The organism is Schaedlerella sp., assembly GCF_056796775.1.
Genome location: NZ_JBQIKP010000041.1, coordinates 1 through 22,451 on the forward strand (window position 1 = coordinate 1; position 22,451 = coordinate 22,451).

Genomic DNA, 22,451 nt, shown 5'->3' on the forward strand with positions numbered 1-22,451 from the left:
CTGAAAGTATTATACGATAATGATATGTTGGATGCAATTGACGAACTGGCCAAATAAATGGGCAAATAAGTCCGTCTTACTGTTCGTGCGTTTATTCTGAAGGAAATTGAGGTTTGACTTTGCTGCCTATCAATGTTAATATATCAATAAAGTAACCGGTTACTTTACCGGTTACCACAACAATAGAGTTATAAAGAAAAGGAGGAATGAGTCATGAGAAAGAACGTATTAAGAGGCATTTCACTGGGGCTGGCCCTTGTGCTGGCGCCGGCCATGCTGACCGGATGCAGATTCGGTTTCGCGAGTGACCCGGATGATCCGAATGAAGAGGTAAAAGAAGAGCCGATCGATACCTCTGTGGACACATTCGAGTACGACAGCGCGCTGTCAGGCACGAATATCACACTGTTAAACTCAAAGGCGGAGATTCAGGTGGCGCTGGAGAAGATGGGAGAGGAATTTGAGAAGAAGTCCGGGGTTCATGTGGAGGTGATGCCGGTAACAGATGATTCCCCTTATACAAAGGTAGTCAGCCTGTACAATTCAGGGAATCCGCCCACAATGTCCATCCTGGATACAACGGACGTCATTGCGCTGGCAGAGGAAAAAGCGGCGGATCTGTCGGAAGAGGACTGGACCGAGGAGGCGGAAGGCTATCTGACAGAGGTGAACGGCAAGGTATACAGCCTTCCCCTGTGTATTGAGGGACGCGGTATGATTTATAATAAGACAGTGATCGAGGATGCTCTTGGAGAGGAATTTGACCCGGATTCGATTACTACGCTGGAGAATTTTACAGCGCTTCTGGACAGGCTGGTAGATGCCGGTATTGAGAAGCCTGTCTCTATGGCAAAGGAAGACTGGTCACTGGGGGCGCATCACCTGCAGTTTGTCTATGAGACCTATGACGGGACTTCCGAAGGTGCACAGGAAGTGATTAAACAGATCAAGGATGGGACGATGGACTTACATTCCTATGACCGGATGCAGGAATTTCTGGATATGTTTGATGTCTTAAAAGAGTACAATGTGGCCAAAGGGGATCCGCTGGGAGCAGATTATGACGAGATGGCGATTGACCTTGCGGACGGGAAGACGGCATTCTGGTTCAACGGAAACTGGGCATGGCCGAACCTTTCCGAAGCAGGAGCAGAGAATGAGGATGCATATGGTTTCCTGCCCTATTTTATGAACAACGATGAGGATGATTTTGCAAACCGGCAGATACAGGGTTCTCCCTCCAAGCAGGTGATGCTGGACGGACAGATTGCCTCAGAAAAAGAACAGGCTGCGGCAAAAGAATTTTTGAACTGGATCGTTTACAGTGAGATCGGACAGCAGATGATGGTAAAGACATGCAACCTGATCCCGCCGTTTCAAAATAATCCATATGAGCCAAGCGACCCGCTGAGCCGGGATATCTATGAAAAAGTACATGAGGGCCGTGCGTTCAATGCATCTGCGATCGTACCCAATGACCATTGGGCTGTGCTGGGCGCGGCAATGCAGAAATATCTCGCAGGGAGAAGCGACAGGGAAGAGCTGATTACATCGATTCAGGAATATTGGGATGAACAGGAATAGAGGAGGACATGATGAAGTCGAAAAATAATGGAAAAGATTTCTGTATTTTTGCGCTGCCGGGGCTGTTTTGCTTTATTGCAGTGGTGGTCATTCCGTTTGTATATGGAGTGTATCTGACTATGACAGACTGGAACGGAGTATCTGCAGTAAAGAACTTTGTAGGGCTGAAAAATTTCGGAGGAGTGATGAAGGACGTACAATTCTGGACCTCGCTGCTCCTGACATTTAAATATGTGATTTTTGTGGTTGTGATCGTAAATGTGATGGCATTTGGAATTGCCTATCTTCTGACCAGGGGGATGAAAGGACAGAATTTCTTCCGTGCGGGATTTTTTACGCCAAATCTGATCGGGGGAATTGTACTGGGATATATCTGGCAGTTTGTATTTTCCAGAGTCTTTGTAAATATCGGAGAATCCACGGGATGGACTGCGTTTGAGGTGTCCTGGCTCTCTGACCCGTCAAAGGCATTTGCCGCATTGGTGCTTGTATCCGTATGGCAGTTGTCCGGCTATATGATTCTGATCTATGTGGCCGGATTTATGGGACTCAGCGAGGATGTGATGGAAGCGGCAAGCATCGACGGCGCTTCCGGATGGAGAAAGATGAGGAGCATCGTGATGCCGCTTATGATGTCCTCCGTGACCATCTGCCTGTTTTTAACGCTTTCCCGCGCGTTCATGGTATATGATGTGAACTTATCACTGACAGCAGGCGCGCCTTACGGGACTACGGAAATGGCGGCCATGCATGTTTATGAGAAGGCATTTACATCCAGGCAGTTCGGTGTGGGCCAGGCGGAAGCATTGATCCTGTTTATCATTGTAGCGTGCATCAGCGGGATCCAGGTATATCTGACAAAGAAGAAGGAGGTTGAGGCATAATGCAGCAGACAGTAGTGGGCGGAACAAAAAAGAAAGCGGCAAATATGCTGGCAATGGCCGGATTGATCGTTATATTTATTGCGTACATGTTTCCATTCCTCATGGTGGTGATCAATTCGCTGAAGCAAAAACGAGATATCATCAAAAGCCCGTTTTCCTGGCTGTTTACGATCAAGGGCTTATCGTTTGACAACTTTGTAAAGGCATTTACGCAGATGGATTTCCTGAACGCGTTTAAAAATTCTCTGATCGTAACGGTATCGGCAACGGCGCTCGTGACCCTGTTCGCGGCAATGCTGGCATACTATATCGTGCGTCATAAAAACTGGATCTCGAAGATTACGTTTGCCCTGATGGTGGCGTCCATGATCATTCCGTTCCAGGCGATCATGATTCCGCTGGTGAGCATTTACGGCGGGACGCTGAATATATTGAACCACCGGCTGACATTGATTTTCATGCATACCGGATTTTCCATGGCAATGTCGGTATTTATGTTCCACGGATTTATCAATGGAAATATACCGATCGCGCTGGAGGAAGCGGCTTATATCGATGGGTGTACACATTCCCAGACATTTTTCAAGATTGTATTTCCGCTGCTTAAGCCGATCATTTCCACAATGGTGATCTTAAATGCGCTGGCATTCTGGAATGATTTCCTTCTGCCGTCGCTGGTACTGACGGATAAGGAACTGCTGACGCTGCCGCTGTCTACCTACAGCTTTTATGGAACCTATTCGGCAGACTACGGCACGATCATGGCAGGACTTCTGCTGTGCGTTGTTCCGATCCTGATCTTGTATGTAGTATTGCAGAAACAGATCATCAATGGCGTGGTAGCAGGAGCTGTAAAATAAGAGCTTTTTAAAATAACAGCAGGAAAGGGGAAGCATGTGAAAAATATATTGCATTTAAAAGCGCCTGGAAATTGGATAAATGATCCAAACGGATTTATTTATTACCAGGGAAGGTATCACCTGTTTTACCAGTGCTTCCCCTATGCGCCCGTATGGGGAACCATGCATTGGGGGCATGCGGTAAGTGAAGATTTGGTGCATTGGGAGCATCTGGATATTGCGGTATTCCCGACTAAAAGATATGACAGCAACGGAGTATTTTCCGGAAGCGCGCTGGAGAAAGACGGCAGGCTGTACCTCTATTATTCCGCAGTGCGGTATCTGGAAGAAGAGGAAGAAAATATCCATATCCCGGTGCAGGACGTCTACGAAACAAGCCAGGCAGTGATGGTTTCTGAGGATGGATTTCAATTTGACAATTGGAATGGGAAAAGACAGATCATTCCGGTGATCCGGGATGAACAGATTGCTGACGCGGGACATACGCGCGATCCAAAAGTATGGTATGACAGCGGAAGTTATTATATGGTCCTGGGCAGTACGTTTAGGGAAAAGGAAGGCCGCGCCGTGTTTTTCCGGAGCAGGGACGGGGAACACTGGCAGTATGCCGCGCAGTATAGGAACCCAAGCTTCGGCAGGATCCTGGAATGTCCGGATTTATTCCGGCTGGGAGACAGATATGTGTTTGTCGGGTCCGCAATGTATACGGAGGACGCGGAGAACGGATATGAACACCAGTCGGTCACCGCACTGGCAGAGTTTGACAGCCGTACATGCACCATGGAAATATCCTCAGAATTTCAATATGTGGATTATGGTATGGATCTGTACGCTCCTCAGACCAATGTGGACCGGGAGGGAAGAAGAGTGCTGATCGGCTGGATGAGGATGCCGGAGGCCGTAAAGGAGGAAGGAAAAAAAGACTGGAACGGGATGATGAGCCTCCCGAGGGTCGTGGAGATCGCAGAGGAGCATATTTATTTCAGAATCCATCCGGAGGTGGAAAAATATTTTTCCGCAGAAAAGGAAGATAAGAGGCATATGGATCCGGGTATGCCCTGCCGTATCAAAACAACGCTGTCGGAAGGGGAATATCTGGAAATCGGAGGGTACAGGATCTGGGTTGAAAATGGATCTGTGAAAACGGACCGCAGCCGGGTATTTGCCGGGACAGATGGCCGGGCAGCGGTGTGCGGCACGCCGACAAGTCTGGAACACTGCGGTTTGGATATATTTGTGGAACCGAATCTGATCGAGGTCTTTATTAATGACGGCGAATATGTGATCAGCAATGTGGTCTATGGTCTGGGAAACCGGATTACCGGATATGTGGAACATGTTTATACAGGATGAATATCTATGAAAAATAAAAAGGCGCCTGCCACGCCGGAGGAGAGAACTCCGGTGCGGCAGGTGCTTTTTGGTATATCAGGGAAGGACAAGATATCTTTGATGACGGTTTCCTGCATTTTGGGGAGGATGATCTATTTGGCACTAACGGATGATGCCAAATTTGTTTTTCTATTTGTTGAAATAAAAGACAGGCCAAGTTTATAATAAACATACGATGAAGAAAACGTGATTGGCCGATCGCACTTCTGAATACCAAAAGAAAATGAGGTGTGGAATTTATGAAAGAAAAAGTACAGTTATTTGGAAGATCCCTAAGCGGCATGGTCATGCCCAATATCGGAGCTTTTATTGCCTGGGGACTGATTACCGCGTTATTTATCGAGACGGGCTGGATGCCCAACGAACGGATCGCGCAGCTGGTCAGCCCCATGTCATCCGTGCTGCTGCCCCTGCTGATCGCATATACGGGAGGAAATGTGGTCGCGGGACAGCGGGGCGGAGTGATCGGCGCCATTGCGACCATGGGTGTGATCGTGGGTTCGGATGTTCCCATGTTTATCGGAGCAATGGTGGTAGGCCCTCTTTCTGCATGGGTGATCAAAAAATTCGACAAGCTGATGGAAAATCATGTAAAAGCCGGATTTGAGATGCTGGTCAATAACTTCTCACTGGGGATCATCGGCGCGGTTCTTGCGGTTCTTGCCATGTACGGCGTGACGCCGCTGGTCAGCACTTTGAACGAGTGGATGGGTATCGGGGTCGGCTTCTTTGTAAAACATGGCATTCTTCCGCTTACCAGCCTGTTTATCGAACCGGCCAAGGTCCTCTTTTTAAATAACGCGATCAACCATGGAATCCTGTCTCCGATGGGGATTCAGCAGGTGGAGGAAATGGGCAAATCCATCTTCTTCCTGTTAGAAGCCAATCCGGGTCCCGGGTTGGGTGTCCTGCTGGCTTACTGTATTGCCGGAAAAGGAAATGCGAAGAGCTCAGCGCCCGGTGCGGTGATCATTCATTTTTTCGGGGGGATCCATGAGATCTATTTCCCATATATCCTCATGAATCCCCTGCTCCTCCTTGCAACGATCGCAGGCGGGGCAGCCGGAGTGTTTACCTTCAACCTGATGGGCGTGGGACTGACGGCGCCTGCTTCACCGGGCAGTATCCTGGCACTGGTGATGATGGCGGAGCGGCATTGTTACGTGGGGCTGTTCCTGGGCGTGCTGGCAGCGGCGGCGGTTTCCTTTGTGATCGCGGTTCCACTTTTGAAATTCATGGGAAAAGATACGTCTCTGGAAGAAGCGCAGCAGAAAAAGGATGCTATGAAAAAACAGGCAAAGGGAATCAAGGATGACAGCAGCGCGGCGGGAGAGCCTGCAAAGGGACAGGGAAAGATCCGCAAGATCGCGTTTGCCTGCGATGCGGGAATGGGCTCCAGCGCCATGGGAGCAACCGTACTGAAAAAGAAGATTGCGGCAGCCGGACTGGAAGGGATTGAGGTCATACATACACCGGTGTCCAGTATTCCGGCCGACGTACAGATTGTAGTGACGCACCAGGAGCTGGGAGAACGCGCGGAGCGCAGCAATCCCAATGCGGAGCGGGTTCTGATCACAAATTTCCTGGCGGCACCGGAATATGATGTCCTGGTGGAAGATCTGAAGAAGAGGAATCAAGGATAATACAGAAAGCCTGTCACTGGCAGCTTTTCTATACAAAAGAAGGGGAGGGGCTATGGATATTTCGGCTCGTATGAGACAGATCCTGCTGGTACTGCTTCAGGAGGAAAGACCCATTTCTGTGAAGCTCCTGGCGGAGCAGATCGGAGTGAGCAAACGGACGGCTCAAAGAGAACTGGAATATATGGAAAGTACGCTGAAAGCGTATGAAGTCCGTTTTTCGTCAAAGACTGGCGTGGGCGTCTGGCTGGAAGGCAGCAAGGAGGAAAAGAAGCGTCTTCTTGCCGAACTCAGCCAGGGAAATCCTTATGATGTGAGCAACCGGGAGGAGCGGCGGAAGCGGCTCGTCCTGGAACTGCTGAGAGAAAAGGGGCTGAAAAAGCTGTATTATTACAGCAGCCAGTTCGGTGTCAGTGAGGCTACGGTCAGCGCGGACCTGGAAGCTGTGGAAAGCTGGCTGACCGGGTATGGCCTGCAGATCAGCCGGAAGCCGGGAAGCGGGATCGAAACCAATGGAAGCGAGGAGGATTACCGCAGGGCGATCCGCGCGTTTATTGAAGAAAATATAGATACGAAGGTACTGCGGGAAGCCTATGAGGAGGAAACCACGGTGCTGGATCCGCAGGATCTTCTGCTGAAAAGCGAGATCGGGCAGGTGCTGAACAACGATGTACTGAAACGTGTGATCCGCTGTATTGCAGGGATGGATCATCTCCAGGTAAAGTCCCTGACGGAAAATTCCTATGTGGGGCTCGTGATCCATATTACCATTGCCATTGACCGGATCCTCAAGGATGAGACGATCGAGCCGGGCAGCAGCTGGGGGGAACAGCTTGAACGAGATGAGGATTACCTTCTGTCGGAGGAGATCGCGGCGGAGCTGGAAGAGGAATTCGGAATCCGCTTTCCGACGATGGAGATTTCCTACATCTGCCTGCATATCAAGGGTGCCAAGCATGAGCGGATACGGTGGAATGCCGGGGAAGCCCTGACGATTGAAAACCGGGAGCTGCAGTATCTGGTCAATGAGATGATTGATGCCTTTGACCCAGTGCAGGCATGCCTGCTCAAACAGGACGAGGAATTTATCCAGGGGCTTTTGGCGCATCTGCAGCCGACCCTGATCCGGATCATATATGGAATGCATATTCAGAATCCCATGCTTGCGGAGATCCGGGAGAGCTACCCGGAGATTTACCGGAAATGTGTTCATGTGGCGGCGGTTCTGGAGAAGAAGACGCAGCGGGAGGTGCCGGAAGAGGAGATTGGTTTTCTGACGGTACATTTCGGCGCTGCGGTATTCCGCCTGGAGGGACGCAGGGAAAATATACGGAAGGTCCATGCGGGAGTGATCTGCTCCAGCGGGATCGGGATCTCCCGTCTGATGGTGTCCAAGCTGGAGAAAACCTATAAGGATCGGATGGTCCTGACGGCATACGGAAAAAATGATATTACGCCGTACATCATCGGAAAAACAGATTTTCTGATTTCCACGATTCCCATGGACCCCCAGGATATCCCGGTCGTTTCCGTGAATCCGCTTTTGAATAAGGAGAACATGGAAGAAGTACGGGAAATGATCCTGCGGTATGAGAGAATGCCGGAAAAGCACAAAGAGGAAAATGAGTTTTCCGTGAAGCTGGAGGAGATCAATCTGGTTGCCGTACAGATCAAGACGATTCTGAAAAATATGGAATTTTTTAAGGTAGACAATGACATTACCTTTGAGGAGCTTTTGATTGCGGTAGGGGAAAAAATGTCCCCCTATTCGGACCGCAGCGGACAGATCCAGGAAGACCTGATGCGCCGGGAACGGATTTCCTCCCAGGTCTTTGCGGAATTTGGGTTCGCGCTTCTGCATACCCGGACAAAGGGCGTGCTGCGGCCGGAGTTTGCGGTCTGTATGACGAAAGATCTGGAAGCATTTCAGGATCCATATTTTAAGGGAATTCGGACTGTGATCATTATGCTGGTGCCGATTGACGGGAATGGACAGATCAATAACGAGATCATGGGATATATCAGCAGCATGCTGATCGAAGAATACGAATTTCTGGAAGTACTGGCACGGGGGGACAAGGAGGAGATCCGGGAGCTGCTTTCCAGGTATCTGAAGGAATATTTCAACCGATATCTGGCGAAGGTGTGATATGTGACCGCACTGTTACTGTTCAAGGTGCCTTTGCGCATTGCTGCAAGGCATCCGGCCAGTAAAATAGCGGTTCTGGCGCTATCGGATAGTGCCAAATCCCATTTTCTATTTGTTGAAAAGAGATGTTTCCGGGGCATATAATAAGGACACAAGGAACAAATCCTCCGGGAAAATGAAAAGAGATAGAGAGGACACAGGTGGTCAATATGTTTTTTAAGAAAAAGGAAGAAAAAAAAGAAAAAAAAGAAAAAAAGGAATTACTGTACCGTGAAAACGTACATGTAAACTGCGAACCCGATACAAAGGAGAACATCATCCGCAAGGTGGGGCAGATGCTGGCGGATTCCGGATATGTGGAGCAGCCGTATGTAGACGGGATGGTGGAAAGAGAAAAAACGTTTTCCACATTTATGGGAAACGGACTTGCGCTTCCCCATGGAATCGAAGCCGTAAAGGACCAGATCAAGGCATCCGGGATCGCCGTGATGACATTCCGGGACAGCGTGGACTGGGACGGGGAAGAGGTGAAGGTCGTGATCGGAATTGCCGGCGTGGGCGAGGAGCATATGGATATCCTGTCATCCATCGCAGAGAAGATGTTGGATGATGCGACCGCGGAACAGATCAAGACATGCGACGCGGATACGCTGTACCAGATTCTTTCCGGAAAGGAGTAGAGAAGGATGATCATAACAGTCACGATGAACCCGGCTATTGACAAGACGGTGGAGATCGACACGCTCAAGCCCGGCGGTCTGAACCGGATCCGGAAGGTGGAGTATGATGCGGGCGGCAAGGGGATCAATGTATCCAAGACGATCCATGAGCTGGGCGGCGAAAGCATCGCTACCGGTTTTCTGGGAGGGAATGCCGGAAGGACTATAGAAAATGTGCTGGACGCGCGGAAGATCATGCACGATTTTATCTGGGTAGACGGGGAGACAAGAACCAATACCAAGGTGTTTGAAGAAAACGGAGCAGTCACTGAGCTGAATGAGCCGGGGCCGGCCATTTCAGAAGAACAGATAGGGAAATTAATGAATAAACTGGAAAACTATGCAGGAGTGAATACGTTGATCGTACTTTCCGGCAGTATTCCGGGCGGCGTGGGCAAGGACATTTATGAAAAGATCATCAGGATGGCTCATGAAAAAGGCTCCCAGGTTCTGATGGACGCGGACGGCGAGGTGTTCCGCCTGTCTCTGGAGGCAGGCCCGGATATCATCAAGCCGAACCGTGTGGAACTGGAAGAATATGCAAGAATTGATTACCGCGCGTCAGGGAAGGAACTCCTGGAAATGACCCGGAAGCTGATGAAAAAGGGAATCCATACGGCGGCAGTCTCCATGGGGAAGAGTGGCGCAATGTTCGTGCGAGGCGGATATGAAGCGGTCTGCCCGGCCCTTCCGGTGAAGGCGCATTCTACGGTAGGCGCGGGAGACGCGATGGTGGCGGCGCTGGCGTATGCATGGGATCAGAAGCTGGGAGACGAGGAAACCGTCAGGTTGTGTATGGCGGCATCGGCAGGAGCGGTTACGACGATCGGAACGAAGCCTCCGGCGAAGGAACTGGTGGAAGAGCTGAAAATGCAGGTGAAGATTGAAAGTGTACAATAAATTTGAATCAATGAGGAGTGAGCAAAAATGAAGACAAGAGCAGTCAGAATGTATGGAACGAGAGACCTGAGATTGGAGGAATTTGAATTGCCGGAGATCAGGGAGGATGAGATCCTGGTGAAGGTCATGAGCGACAGTATCTGTATGTCTACCTATAAGCTTGCGGAGCAGGGCAAGAAGCACAAGCGCGCCCCCCAAAATATCGACACCAATCCGGTTATCATCGGACATGAATTTGCGGGTGTGATCGTGGAAGTGGGAGAGAAGTGGAAAGACCAGTTCAAGCCGGGCATGAAGTTCGCTCAGCAGCCGGCGCTGAATTATAAAGGAAGTCTGGCTTCCCCCGGATATTCTTATGAATTCTTCGGAGGGGCATGTACCTACTGCATCATCCCTCACGAGGTGATGGAGCTGGGATGCCTGATGCCCTACGAGGGAGACAGCTTTTTCGAAGCGTCTCTGGGTGAGCCCATGAGCTGCATCATCGGAGGCTACCATGGAAATTACCACACCAACAAGAGGAACCATGATCTGGCGGTGGGTACGAAACCGGATGGCGACATCATCATCCTGGGCGGCTGCGGCCCCATGGGACTGGGGGCGGTGAGCTACGGAATCCAGATTGAAAACAGGCCGAAGCGGATCGTGGTGACGGACATTGACGATGCTAAGATCGAGCGCGCAAGGGAAGTGATCCCGGAAAGCAAGGCGGCGGAAAACGGAGTAGAGCTCCTCTATGTGAATACGGCGAAGATGGAAGATCCGGTGGAAGGTCTGCGGGCGATCACAGGCGGAAAGGGTTATGATGATGTGTTTGTATATATCCCCAACCGTAAGGTGGCGGAGATGGGCGACCAGCTCCTGGCATTTGACGGCTGCATGAACTTCTTCGCAGGCCCCACGGACAACCAGTTCAAGGGGGAGATCAACCTGTATAATGTACACTATACAAGCGCGCATATCATGGGAACGACCGGGGGAAATAACGACGACCTGATCGAGGCGAATGACCTGGCCGCGAAAGGAAAGATCGAACCGGCTGTGATGGTGACCCACGTGGGCGGCATTGACAGCATCGCGGATGCAACTCTGAACCTGCCCAAGATTCCGGGTGGAAAGAAGCTGACTTATACACAGTTCGATATGCCGCTGACGGCGATTGAGGACTTTGGAAAGCTGGGAGAAAGTGATCCGCTGTTCAAAAAGCTGGACGAAGTGTGCAAAAAGAACCGGGGGCTGTGGAGCGCGGAGGCGGAGCGGATATTATTCGAGCACTTCGGCGTGGAGCAGTAATGCCGTAAAATAAAGATATAAATACGGAGCTGCGCAAAGAAAATTATTCTTTGACAGCTCCGCTTTTATTTTTCCAAAAAGCCGAGGAATGAAAACAGAAAACCGACAACTCCTAATGAAAGTGTGATTGCGTCCAGCCCGGATGAGCAAACATGCAATACAAGCGCAAAAAGCAATATGGAAATCCCGAAGCCTATCTTTTTCATATCAACCTTCCTTTCCCAAAAATCGGAATTATATTTTTCTCATTTTAGCACAAATCCTTTAGTGTGAAAATAGTTGATTTTGCGCTGTACAAATTCTAAATTACACGCTATGATATCAAAGACGCTCCAAAGCCTGATTTCAAAAAGGAGTATACCGAAATGGAAAATGCATATGTATTGCAACTGTCTGACCATAAGTTTCAAGACCTTTATCTCTGCTTCTGCGGCTACGCAAAATGCGAACCCCTGCACAGCTTCGGTCCTGCCGTCCGCCCCAACTATATTCTCCACTACATCCTGGAAGGAAAAGGCAGGTATTATGTAGAGGATACCCAGTATGAACTGCAGGCCGGGCAGGGCTTTCTGATCGAACCGGAGGTTCAGACCTTCTATCAGGCGGATCAGGAGGAACCGTGGACCTACCTCTGGGTTGGCTTTAACGGCAGCCAGGCGCAGGAATATCTGAAAGACATCGGCCTCAACAGCCGCCAGCTGATTTTCCGGTCCGGACATGGGGACGAATTGAAGCAGCTGGTGATCACTATGCTGAAAAACAATACCTCCAGCACAACGAACCAGTTTCTGCTGGAGAGCCTTCTGTTTTCCTTTTTTTCTATACTGTCGCAGGATATCGATATTGTTCCATCTGTGGTCGCGAATGAAGAAAATATGTATATCCGCAGGGCGCTTGAGTATATCCACAACAACTATTCCAACAGCATCAAAGTGTCTGATATCGCGAATTATGTCTGCATTGACCGGAGTTATCTGTACAGGCTGTTCCGGCAGCGCATGGATATGTCTCCTCAGGATTATCTGGTCAATTACCGGATCACCCGTGCGGCAGAGCTGCTTTCCCTGACAGACCTTCCGGTAGGAGGAGTGGCGCTGTCCTGCGGATATCGGGATCCGCTTGTATTCGGAAAAGCATTTAAGCTGAAAAGAGGGATTACTCCCGCACAGTTCCGGAAGAAAAACCGTAAGGATGCCAACGAACATCTTCAGACGAATCAGGATATCCTGGGGAAATTATGACTCTTCTGCTGTAATCCGAGAATACTCTGCAGATGCGTGCTAAAACAGTGGAAAGCGGTGTCATCATTTTGTTACAGTTCACGGTCGGCCGCGAACTGTAACATCATTTTCACTGTTTTTCTAAACAAATGTGCCTACTTACTTGTCCGGCCTCCATATATAATAGACTTACAAGGAACGAAGAAATTGCGCAGCTTCTTTCGTCCGAATCAAGAAAAGAATTTGGAGGAAGAACTTATGAGTAATACAAATGCACAGACGCAGAAACCCCAATACAAGCATGTTTCTGCAAGAGAAAAATATTGTTTCGGAATCGGTGCGATTGGAAAAGACGCGATCGTAAATCTGGTAGGATCTTTTCTGATGCTGTATTTTACAGACACCTTATATCTGGCGCCGGGATTTGTCGGGGCACTGTTCTTTGTAGCCCGGATCTGGGATGCAGTCAATGATCCGATGATGGGCATGATCGTAGATAACACCCGGTCCAGATACGGCAAATTCCGTATCTGGCTGATTGTTGGAACCCTGCTGAATTCCGTGGTATTTATCTTCCTGTTTACAAGCTGCGGGTTGACCGGAACATCCCTGTACGTCTATGTTTCGGTGATGTATATCCTGTACGGCATGACTTACACCATTATGGATGTACCCTACTGGTCCTGGCTTCCGAACCTGACCAACGATCCCCGTGAACGTGAAAAGGTGTCCGTTATCCCGCGTTTCTTCGCAAGCCTTGCAGGCTTTACAGTTGCCACATTCGGTCTGTATATCATCAATGGCTTCAACCGCATGGCAGGAAATAAAAATCTTTATGCGGAGCAGGGGTTTACTATGTTTGCAGTGGCCATCGCAGTGGTATTCATCCTGACCATCGGCATTACCGTATTCAATGTAAAAGAAGAATCCACACTGAATGCAAAGGCTGAGAAGACCAGTCTGAAACAGGCGTTGAACGTGATCGTAAAGAATGACCAGCTCCTTGCGTTTATCGGACTGCTGCTGACCTTCAACCTCTGTACACAGATTGCAAAAGGCTTTGCCGTATATTATTTCAAAAATGTCTGCGGAAATGAATACCTGTACTCCATCTTTGGATTTGCTATTATTGCGGAAATGCTGGGCCTGATCTGCTTCCCGAAGATTGCGGAAAAGATCAGCCGTGAAAAGGTATATGCCCTTGCATGCGGACTTGTGATCCTTGGGCTTGCCACGCTGGGGCTGATGGGATTTATCGCTCCTCAGAGCAAGGCAGCTGTGATCCTGTGCTGCGGACTGATGTTCTTCGGCTCCGGCTTATCTCTGGGTGTGACCACCTGCTGCATGGCAGATGTGATCGATTACGGGGAAGTGAAATTTGGTGTCAGGAATGAAAGCGTGACCTGTTCTGCGCAGACCTTTCTGATGAAGGCTGCCATGGCAGCGGCAGGCGGTCTGACCGGCGTGGGCCTGCAGATTGTAGGCTACAATGCAAAGGCAGAGGCGCAGAGCCTTGGAACGATCACCGGCATCAGGGTTCTGATGATCGTGATCCCGATCGCACTGGCAGTATTGAGTTTCTTTATCTACAAAACGTTCTACACCTTAAAGGGTGAGAAAATGGCAGAAGTGACACGTAAAGTCAATGAAATGCATGCAATTCAGCAGAATGTGAATTGACAATCCGGCATTTTGGAAGAAAAATATCTCCAGGGCAGCAGGTTTTTGAAGCTGTCTTGGAGAGCACAGTAATTTGTTATTATATTATACCAGGAGGAGGGTTCTATGAGCATATTATTTTGCGAACGCACACGTACCTTTCATTTATTCAACAACGAGATCAGCTATATCATGACGGTCCTTCCCAATGAACAGATGGGCCAGCTGTATTTCGGCAAGCGGATCCATCATAAGGAAGACTTTTCCTATCTTCTGGAAACCGGCTACCGCCCCATGACCTCTTACGTATTCGAAGGAGACAGGTCGTTTTCCCTGGAGCATGTGAGGCAGGAATACGGCGTATACGGTACGACGGATTACCGGCATCCGGCAGTGGAGATCCTTCAGGAAAACGGCAGCCGCCTTTCGGATTTCCGTTATCAGAGCCATGCGATTACTGCCGGAAAACCGAAGCTCGCAGGACTTCCGGCCACCTATACAGAGGAGGACGGTGAAGCGGAAACTCTGACACTGGTTTTGAAGGACCCGGTAACGGAGATCACGCTACAGCTTTTCTATACGATGTTTGCGGGAGGCGGAATCCTGACGCGGAGCGCGAAGCTGACCAATCATGGAAGCAAAGATGTACATCTGCTGACTGCCATGAGCCTGTGCATGGATCTGCCGGACTGCGATTACGAATGGCTCCAGTTCTCAGGCGCATGGGCTCGGGAGCGCCATTTAAAGGTACGGAGACTGGAACAGGGCATCCAGGCGGTGGATAGCAGAAGAGGACATTCCTCCCATGAGCACAATCCGTTTATCGTGCTGAAACGTCCAGACACCAATGAATCTCAGGGAGAGGCTATTGGATTCAGCCTGATCTACAGCGGCAATTTCCTGGCGCAGGCGGAGGTAGATACCCATGACACGACCCGGGTGATGCTGGGAATCCATCCTGACAGCTTTGACTGGAAGCTGGAACCGGGAGAAGAATTTCAGACTCCCGAAGCTGTGATGGTTTATTCGGATGCCGGGTTAAACCGTATGAGCCAGACCTTCCACAAGCTCTACCAGAAACGTCTGGCAAGAGGTTACTGGCGGGACCGTCCAAGGCCGATCCTGAATAACAACTGGGAAGCGACATATTTTGATTTTACAGAGGACAGGCTGGTTGAGATCGCGTCCAAAGCAAAGGAATGCGGCGTGGAATTATTTGTTCTGGATGACGGCTGGTTCGGTGAGCGCAGCAGCGACCATGCCGGACTGGGCGACTGGACCGCCAATCGGGAGCGCCTGGCAAACGGCATTACCGGGCTGTCAGAGCGCATCGAAGACCTGGGAATGAAGTTTGGGCTCTGGTTCGAGCCAGAGATGGTGAATAAAGATTCCGACCTTTACCGGGCGCATCCGGACTGGATTCTGGAGACGCCGGAAAGAAGGGCATCCCATGGGCGCAACCAGTTTGTACTTGATTTTTCTCGGAAGGAGATCGTAGACTGCATCTATGAAATGATGGCAAAGATCCTACGGGAGGCAAAGGTCTCATATATCAAATGGGATATGAACCGGAGCATCACGGAATGCTATTCCGCAGCGCTCCCGGCCGACCGTCAGGGGGAGGTGTTCCACCGTTATATCCTGGGAGTCTACGACTTATACGAGAGGCTGACTTCTGAGTTCCCGCATGTGCTTTTCGAATCCTGCGCAAGCGGCGGCGGGCGGTTTGACCCGGGAATGCTTTATTACGCGCCCCAGGGCTGGGCAAGCGATGATTCCGATGCGGTCGAACGCTTAAAGATCCAATACGGCACCACCTATTGCTATCCTGTCAGCAGCATTGGAAGCCACGTATCGGTCATCCCGAATCATCAGGTGTTCCGCAGGACACCGCTGCATACACGGGCAAATGTCGCTTACTTCGGCACCTTCGGCTATGAACTGGACCTGAACCATCTGACGGAACAGGAACAGGAAGAGGTGAAGCATCAGATCGCATTTATGAAGGAATACAGGGAAGTGCTGCAGTTCGGCACGTTTTACCGCCTGTCCAGTCCTTTTGAGGGTAACATTACCTGCTGGATGGCGGTCAGTGAAGACAAGAGACAGGCGGTTGTCGGATGGTACCGTGTGCTCTGCGGCGTAAACCTGCCCTATGCGAGGATCCGGCTTCAGGGGCTGGATCCGGAGCTTTGCTACCGGAATCAGGAAACAGGACAGTCCTATTACGGCGATGAACTGATGAATCTGGGCCTGATCACGTCAGATGCGTTATCCGGCCAGGTGGAAGATTCGAATGCGGACTACGGCGACTTTGATTCCAGACTTTTTATATTTAAGGCTATATAATACGGAAATCGGCAGATCTGGAATAACAGACCATCGACCTGTCTGCTGTTCCGGATTTTTTAAAAATTATTCCAGCTGTGCGGTTGGATGCTCCTTGGAGCGTCCAACCCACTTATCCATTCGCAAAAACCGTGCTGACGCACTCTTACGTCTGCTAACGCAGCCGCTTTTTGCTCATTAATAAGTGGGTTGCTGATTCGACAGGTCATTTTCATTGTAATAAATTGCATGAAAATGACCTATCGAATCGCAACCGCACAGCTGGAAATTATTTACAGGGGGTTATTCGAATGGATACGCAAAACAAACCTTTTCTCAAACGCTGCATCATGATGGTGACCGGCATCCTGTTTATTGGGGTCTGCGTCGGCGCCTACCGGCTCAGTGCTTTCGGGGTGGATGCATTTACCTGTATGAACCTGGGGATCAGCGGATTTCTGCACATGACCTTCGGCACATGGCAGCTGATCATGAATGCGGCGATACTGGTGGTTGTGTTTTTTAAAGCAAAGCAGTGCATAGGGGCGGGCACTATCGTCAATATGGTCTGTGTCGGTTATCTGGCAGACTTCATATGCTGGCTGTTCCAGGACATCCTGAAAGTAGAGATGACGCTGCCGCTTCGGATCCTGGCTCTGATCATCGGCAGCATTTTCGCGGGGATGGGCGTGGCGTTTTATATGGTGGCGGAGATGGGGATCGCTCCTTATGACAGTGTAGCGGTGATTATCGAAAATGTGACCCGTGGTAAGATTCCCTTCCAGAATGCCCGCGTCATGAGTGATGTTACGGTAGTTGTGATCGGTGTTGTATTCTGCCTCATGTCTCATGGAGACCTGTGGCTCATCATTGGGATCGGCACGATCTGCAACGCACTGCTGAACGGACCATTGATCCAGTTCTTCAAGACCCATGTTGCGGAGCCGGTTATGAATGGGAGGCCAGCATGAGCGCATGGAAAATGCCGCATAAAGTATCAAATCCGGAAGATTTTCCAGAACGTACAAGACCACATCTTTCCTGATCAGGAGATGTGGTCTCTTCTGCATTCATCTTCAAGGTGATTTTTAGATTCCCGTTGTCACAGGTTCTTTTGACGGTAAGTTAATTCTTTTATCGAGATTTCGCTTATCCCCACCGCCTTAATTAAATCGACAGGAATAACCTGATGATTGCCTAAGCATTAAAAAAAATGCCATTAAAGAATTGTGAATTTTCATGTCGTACTACATAGTATAAAAAAGTGTAAACCCAATCAGGAAAAGTATTTTCAAATTGCGCGTGACATGGTACAATAGTCACAGATTTTTTTACTTATTTTGCGCAGAGTGCGGGAGCAGACGGTATGGACAGGATCGCTCAGAATATTTTCAAAGCAATACATGAGGGAAAATGGCTCAGCATAGAATATAAAAACCAGAGAGACCAGATCACAAACTACTGGATCGCTATCCACGGGATTGACGTCAGGAAACGCAGCCTCAGTGTGGAAGGCTTTCACCTAATGATGCATACCGTGGAGCGGTACGATTTCATTTATATAGACTCCATCCTGTCTGCCGCGGTGGTGGAGGCTTCCACCTATAAGATCGAAGAACAGCTTGTGGAGGACATCGAACGGAATCCGGAAAAATACGAACCCCTTTTCGGGCAGACTGTGAACCTGAAGATCCTCAATTACCTGATCGACTGCAACCGTCTGGATACCCAGCCTTACCAGTGTGAGTATTCCCTGCTTGAACACCTGGACGGCAGCTCTTTCAAAAATGGAGAATATCCCCTGGACAAGGAGCAGTTCCGGCAGCTGGTCCGGCAGTTCCAGGACGAGAGTACACGGCCGGAGAAGCATAAAAGCTGGCAGTACCGACAGATGGTCATGAATGAATTGAGCATCCTGGTCAAGGGCCGGAGCAGCCAGAGAGAAGCGCTGTATGTTCTTGCGTACCGGAAGCTGTATCTGGATGTGAAGCGGCGTGTCCTCCAGCCGGACAGAGAGATTACGATCAGCCGGGAATTTACTGTCAACGGAGAGAAGGAAAGCATCCGGAAATATATGGATCCGGCAGATTATGACCTGCTTGCGGAATTTACCCGGCACAGGGAGACGATCAAAGACCGGATCACACATTATAATTCGCTTAAGCAGGGGATCGATGACCGTCCCTATATCATCGCCCTTGCAAGAGATATCAAGGTGGATCTGAACAAGGAGTATGAAGCGGTCATCAAAAGCCTGGAGGAAGGAAAAGAGACTCAGCCCGTTAAAGCTTTTTTCGGAAAGCTTCTGAGCAAACCCAAGCGGAGGAAGGATTATCCGCTGGCGCTTTTGGAACACCGGGCCAATCTGGATCAGCTTCTTGCGATCCACAATGCTGTGAAATATCCGGTCACCTATGTCCAGGGCCCGCCCGGCACCGGAAAGTCACACACGATCATCAACAGCATCATCACGGCATTTTTTAATGAAAAAACAGTGCTTCTGGCATCCTACAACAACCACCCCATTGATACGGTGGTGGAAAAACTCCGGTCCATTCCCTACAAACAGGGAGAAGATATCCCCTTCCCGGTGATCCGCCTGGGAAATACAAACCTTGTAAAGCAGGCGCTTCTCGATATCCGGGAACAGTATGAACGGATCAAAGACAAGCCGGTTTTTGAGGGAACGCTGGAAAAAAATAAAGACAATAAGATCAACCGCGCCAGAAAACTGACAGAGCTTTTGAAAAAATATGAGAATACGTTGGCGCTGAGGGAAAAACAGGAGGCGATCGAGTGTCTGCTCGGCAGCACACAGCATCTGACTTTCCAGACTGACCTGCAGGGAAGGCAATTGGAAGAAATACGCCGGGAACTGCAGGAGATCGGCGAGATCACCAATGAACAGGCGCTCTCACTTTTGGATGACGATGAAGCGGAATTTAAAAAATACCTGAATTTCACCTCCATCAAATATCTCAAACGTCTGGGTGAACCCAAAAACGAGGATCTGCGTCATATCCTGGAGTTGGATGACGAGAACGAGAAGGTAAAAGCATTTCACAGTTATCTGAATGAGACAGAAAATGTAAAAAAATTCCTGCGCATTTTCCCTGTGGTTGCCACCTCCTGTATCTCATCCCACCGGATCGGAAGCCCGGAGGCACATTTTGACCTGACCATCATAGATGAGGCCAGTCAGTGCAGCACGGCCATGTCCCTGCTTCCTGTCATCCGGGGAAAGAACCTGATGCTGGTGGGAGATCCTCAGCAGCTGAATCCGGTGATCCTTCTGGACAGTAAAGACAATGAGATCCTCAAGCAGCGTTACCAGATTCCGCAGGAATACGATTATCTGGAAAATTCCATTTACAAGACATTCCTGGCAAATGACGCTGTCAGCGAGGAAATTCTTCTGCGGCATCACTACCGATGCTGCAGATCGATCATTGAGTTCAACAACATAAAATATTACAACAGCAGATTGAAGATCGAGAGCCGGGAGAAGCCGGAACAGCCCCTCGTCTATGTGGATGTCAAGGGCAATGAGACGGAACTGAAAAACGCGGCTCCCCGGGAGGCGGAGCAGATCGTCCGGTACGTGATGGACAACCGGGATAAAAAGATCGGGATCATCACGCCCTTTGCCAACCAGAAAGAATGCATCAGCCGGATGCTCAAAGACAAGGGGATTCAGGATGTGTCCTGCGGTACGGTCCATGCGTTTCAGGGAGATGAGAAAGATATCATCTTATTTTCCACAGCGGTAACGGATCAGATGTCGGAGAAAACCTACGGGTGGCTGAAAAATAACCGGGAGCTGATCAACGTAGCCACTTCCCGGGCAAGGGAAAAGCTGGTCCTGTTTTCCAGCACAAAGAATCTGGAACGCCTCCATGACGAGGCGGAGAAGGACGATATGTACGAGCTGGCCCGGTATGTGAGCAGCAAAGGACTCTGCCGTGTCTCCCCGGATGAAGTGCACTCCCGCGCTTTGGGCATCAAGCCTTACAGCGCGCAGATCGAGGCGGATTTTCTGGTCAGCCTCAATCATGCCCTTGGAAATATCCTCAACAACGGGCGGAAGTGTAAGGTGGAAAATGAAGTAGACATTTCACAGGTATTCCGTGACGGACACACAGGGGAAGGACTGTTTTATAATGAAAGGTTTGATTTTGTAATATATGAAAAGGAATACGGCGGCGGGGAAAAGCCGATCCTGGCTATTGAACTGGACGGAAAAGAACACCAAGATGAATCGCTGGTAAAGCAGAGGGACAGGCAGAAGACAGAAGTCTGCAGAACGCATGGATTTGAACTGATCCGGGTGGAAAACTCCTATGCCAGACGATACTATTATATCAAAGGGATTCTGGAGGAGTATTTCAGGAAAATCAGATAAAGCATAAAATCAAGACAAAAAGGAATGAGGCGCCTGTAAGCATCATAACTTAAAAAGCAGGACAAAGGGAAAGGGGAGACTGCAGAACAAATGTTAAACATGTTTCGCAAAAAGCAGCCGGTAAAGAAGGAATATGACAGAGCTAACCAGAAGCCTGTCCTGCGCTGCAGTATCTGTACAGGAGAGCAGGTGGCGGGCTTTAAAAATATTCATACAGGACAATGGGAAGAGGTGATGCTGATCAAAAATGAGGAGGATCTGGAGACATTTAAGAGGATGTATGATCTGAAGGAGGTGGCGAAGGAATACTGACGAAAAAAACAGGAAAAATTTGTATATTATTTATAGTGAAAAATGCTTGTTAATTTATTGTCAATGTGTTATTATTATGAAAGCGATGGCAAAATACGACAGGATTTGCCAGCTGAGTAACTTGTAGTAAAAAACAATAGGTTAAAGGAGAAAAAACATGAGCAGCAAAATCACAATCATTGGAGCCGGAAGCGTAGGCTCAACAATTGCGTACACATTGTCTGGAGAGGACATCGCGTCCGAGATCGTCATGATCGACATCAACAAGGAAAAGGTAGAAGGCGAAGTGATGGATATCGAGCAGGGAACATGCTTTAGAGATCCTGTTTCTATTGTTGCGGGCGAGTATGAGGACGCAAAAGATTCCGATATCGTGATCATTACTTCCGGAATCGCGCGTAAACCAGGACAGACAAGAATTGAGCTGACCCAGACCAACGTTAATATCTTAAAACAGATCACACCGGAGATTGTAAAAGCGGCTCCCAAGGCGCTTTATATCATCGTAAGCAATCCGGTTGATATCATGACCTATGTATTTACCAAGATTTCGGGGCTTCCGGAGAATCAGATTATCGGTTCCGGAACAATTCTGGATTCCGCACGTCTTCGCTGCGGTCTTTCCGAACATTTTAAAGTTGCACAGAGAAATATCCATGCATATGTATTCGGCGAGCATGGCGATACCTCCTTTATTCCATGGTCAGCGGCAAGGATCGCGGGCGTCAACGTAGACGATTACTATGAGATGATGCCGGGCTTTGAGAAGCTGGATAAGGAAGCGATGCTTACATATGTACAGAAATCCGGCGGCAAGATCATTGCAAATAAGGGGGCTACCTTCTATGCGGTAACAAGAGGCGTGTGCAAATTATGCAGCATCCTGATGGCTGCTTCTGAATCCGTATCTACCGTATCTTCCATGATGCACGGCGAATACGGCATTGAAGATGTCTGCCTGAGCACGCTGGCATTGGTTGGACCCAAAGGAATCCACAGCAAGATTCCGATGACGCTTACCGATGAGGAAGTAGAAAAACTCAAAATCAGTGCGGAGGCATTGAAAGCAGTCATTGCTCAGATTGAATTATAATTTTAATAAAGAAAGG

The 22,451-nt window shown here is 49.3% G+C and carries 17 protein-coding genes; all 17 read left to right on the plus strand.

The window, feature by feature from the left end; all coding sequences use genetic code 11:
- Positions 1-213 precede the first annotated feature (213 nt).
- The 17 genes from ACTOY7_RS16210 to ACTOY7_RS16290 all read left to right on the plus strand — a co-directional run bounded on the left by ACTOY7_RS16210 (position 214) and on the right by ACTOY7_RS16290 (position 22,435).
- Positions 214-1,584: an ABC transporter substrate-binding protein gene (locus ACTOY7_RS16210; protein WP_160280284.1), complete on the plus strand. Its 1,371-nt coding sequence runs from the start codon at positions 214-216 to the stop codon at positions 1,582-1,584.
- 11 nt (positions 1,585-1,595) lie between these two features.
- A complete protein-coding gene (locus ACTOY7_RS16215) occupies positions 1,596-2,468 on the plus strand; it encodes a carbohydrate ABC transporter permease (protein WP_004070083.1) in 873 nt (290 codons plus the stop codon).
- A complete protein-coding gene (locus ACTOY7_RS16220) occupies positions 2,468-3,328 on the plus strand; it encodes a carbohydrate ABC transporter permease (RefSeq protein ID WP_004070082.1) in 861 nt (286 codons plus the stop codon). Before ACTOY7_RS16215 ends, ACTOY7_RS16220 begins: the two co-directional genes overlap by 1 nt.
- Positions 3,329-3,364: 36 nt before the next feature.
- A complete protein-coding gene (locus tag ACTOY7_RS16225) occupies positions 3,365-4,681 on the plus strand; it encodes a glycoside hydrolase family 32 protein (protein ID WP_482670847.1) in 1,317 nt (438 codons plus the stop codon).
- Between the two features lie 6 nt (positions 4,682-4,687).
- Positions 4,688-4,885 carry a hypothetical protein gene (locus ACTOY7_RS16230; RefSeq protein ID WP_160280281.1) on the plus strand — a complete coding sequence of 66 codons (198 nt, stop codon included), beginning with the start codon at positions 4,688-4,690 and terminating at the stop codon, positions 4,883-4,885.
- Positions 4,886-4,959: 74 nt separating this feature from the next.
- A complete protein-coding gene (locus ACTOY7_RS16235) occupies positions 4,960-6,363 on the plus strand; it encodes a PTS mannitol transporter subunit IIBC (protein WP_482670848.1) in 1,404 nt (467 codons plus the stop codon).
- 52 nt (positions 6,364-6,415) lie between these two features.
- Positions 6,416-8,509 carry a BglG family transcription antiterminator gene (locus ACTOY7_RS16240; protein ID WP_482670849.1) on the plus strand — a complete coding sequence of 698 codons (2,094 nt, stop codon included), beginning with the start codon at positions 6,416-6,418 and terminating at the stop codon, positions 8,507-8,509.
- Between the two features lie 209 nt (positions 8,510-8,718).
- On the plus strand, positions 8,719-9,189 hold the full coding sequence (locus ACTOY7_RS16245) for a PTS mannitol transporter subunit IIA (protein WP_160280278.1): 471 nt from the start codon (positions 8,719-8,721) through the stop codon (positions 9,187-9,189).
- 6 nt (positions 9,190-9,195) lie between these two features.
- Positions 9,196-10,128 (plus strand): 1-phosphofructokinase, encoded by a 933-nt coding sequence (gene pfkB, locus ACTOY7_RS16250; protein ID WP_160280277.1) that lies wholly within the window; start codon positions 9,196-9,198, stop codon positions 10,126-10,128.
- 27 nt (positions 10,129-10,155) lie between these two features.
- On the plus strand, positions 10,156-11,421 hold the full coding sequence (locus ACTOY7_RS16255; RefSeq protein WP_160280276.1) for a zinc-binding dehydrogenase: 1,266 nt from the start codon (positions 10,156-10,158) through the stop codon (positions 11,419-11,421).
- 365 nt (positions 11,422-11,786) lie between these two features.
- The gene (locus ACTOY7_RS16260) at positions 11,787-12,662 is read left to right on the plus strand and encodes an AraC family transcriptional regulator (protein ID WP_482670850.1); all 876 of its coding nucleotides are present in this window, start codon (positions 11,787-11,789) and stop codon (positions 12,660-12,662) included.
- A 237-nt stretch (positions 12,663-12,899) separates the two neighbouring features.
- On the plus strand, positions 12,900-14,321 hold the full coding sequence (gene melB, locus ACTOY7_RS16265) for a melibiose:sodium transporter MelB (RefSeq protein WP_285824034.1): 1,422 nt from the start codon (positions 12,900-12,902) through the stop codon (positions 14,319-14,321).
- A 105-nt stretch (positions 14,322-14,426) separates the two neighbouring features.
- Positions 14,427-16,649 (plus strand): alpha-galactosidase, encoded by a 2,223-nt coding sequence (locus ACTOY7_RS16270; protein ID WP_482670851.1) that lies wholly within the window; start codon positions 14,427-14,429, stop codon positions 16,647-16,649.
- A 290-nt stretch (positions 16,650-16,939) separates the two neighbouring features.
- Positions 16,940-17,599 (plus strand): YczE/YyaS/YitT family protein, encoded by a 660-nt coding sequence (locus tag ACTOY7_RS16275; RefSeq protein WP_004070061.1) that lies wholly within the window; start codon positions 16,940-16,942, stop codon positions 17,597-17,599.
- A 395-nt stretch (positions 17,600-17,994) separates the two neighbouring features.
- On the plus strand, positions 17,995-21,030 hold the full coding sequence (locus ACTOY7_RS16280; RefSeq protein WP_482670852.1) for an AAA domain-containing protein: 3,036 nt from the start codon (positions 17,995-17,997) through the stop codon (positions 21,028-21,030).
- Between the two features lie 90 nt (positions 21,031-21,120).
- Complete coding sequence (locus ACTOY7_RS16285) at positions 21,121-21,342, plus strand: hypothetical protein (RefSeq protein WP_004070057.1); 222 nt, start codon at positions 21,121-21,123, stop codon at positions 21,340-21,342.
- 157 nt (positions 21,343-21,499) lie between these two features.
- Positions 21,500-22,435 (plus strand): L-lactate dehydrogenase, encoded by a 936-nt coding sequence (locus ACTOY7_RS16290; protein ID WP_004070055.1) that lies wholly within the window; start codon positions 21,500-21,502, stop codon positions 22,433-22,435.
- The last annotated feature ends 16 nt before the right edge of the window (positions 22,436-22,451 follow it).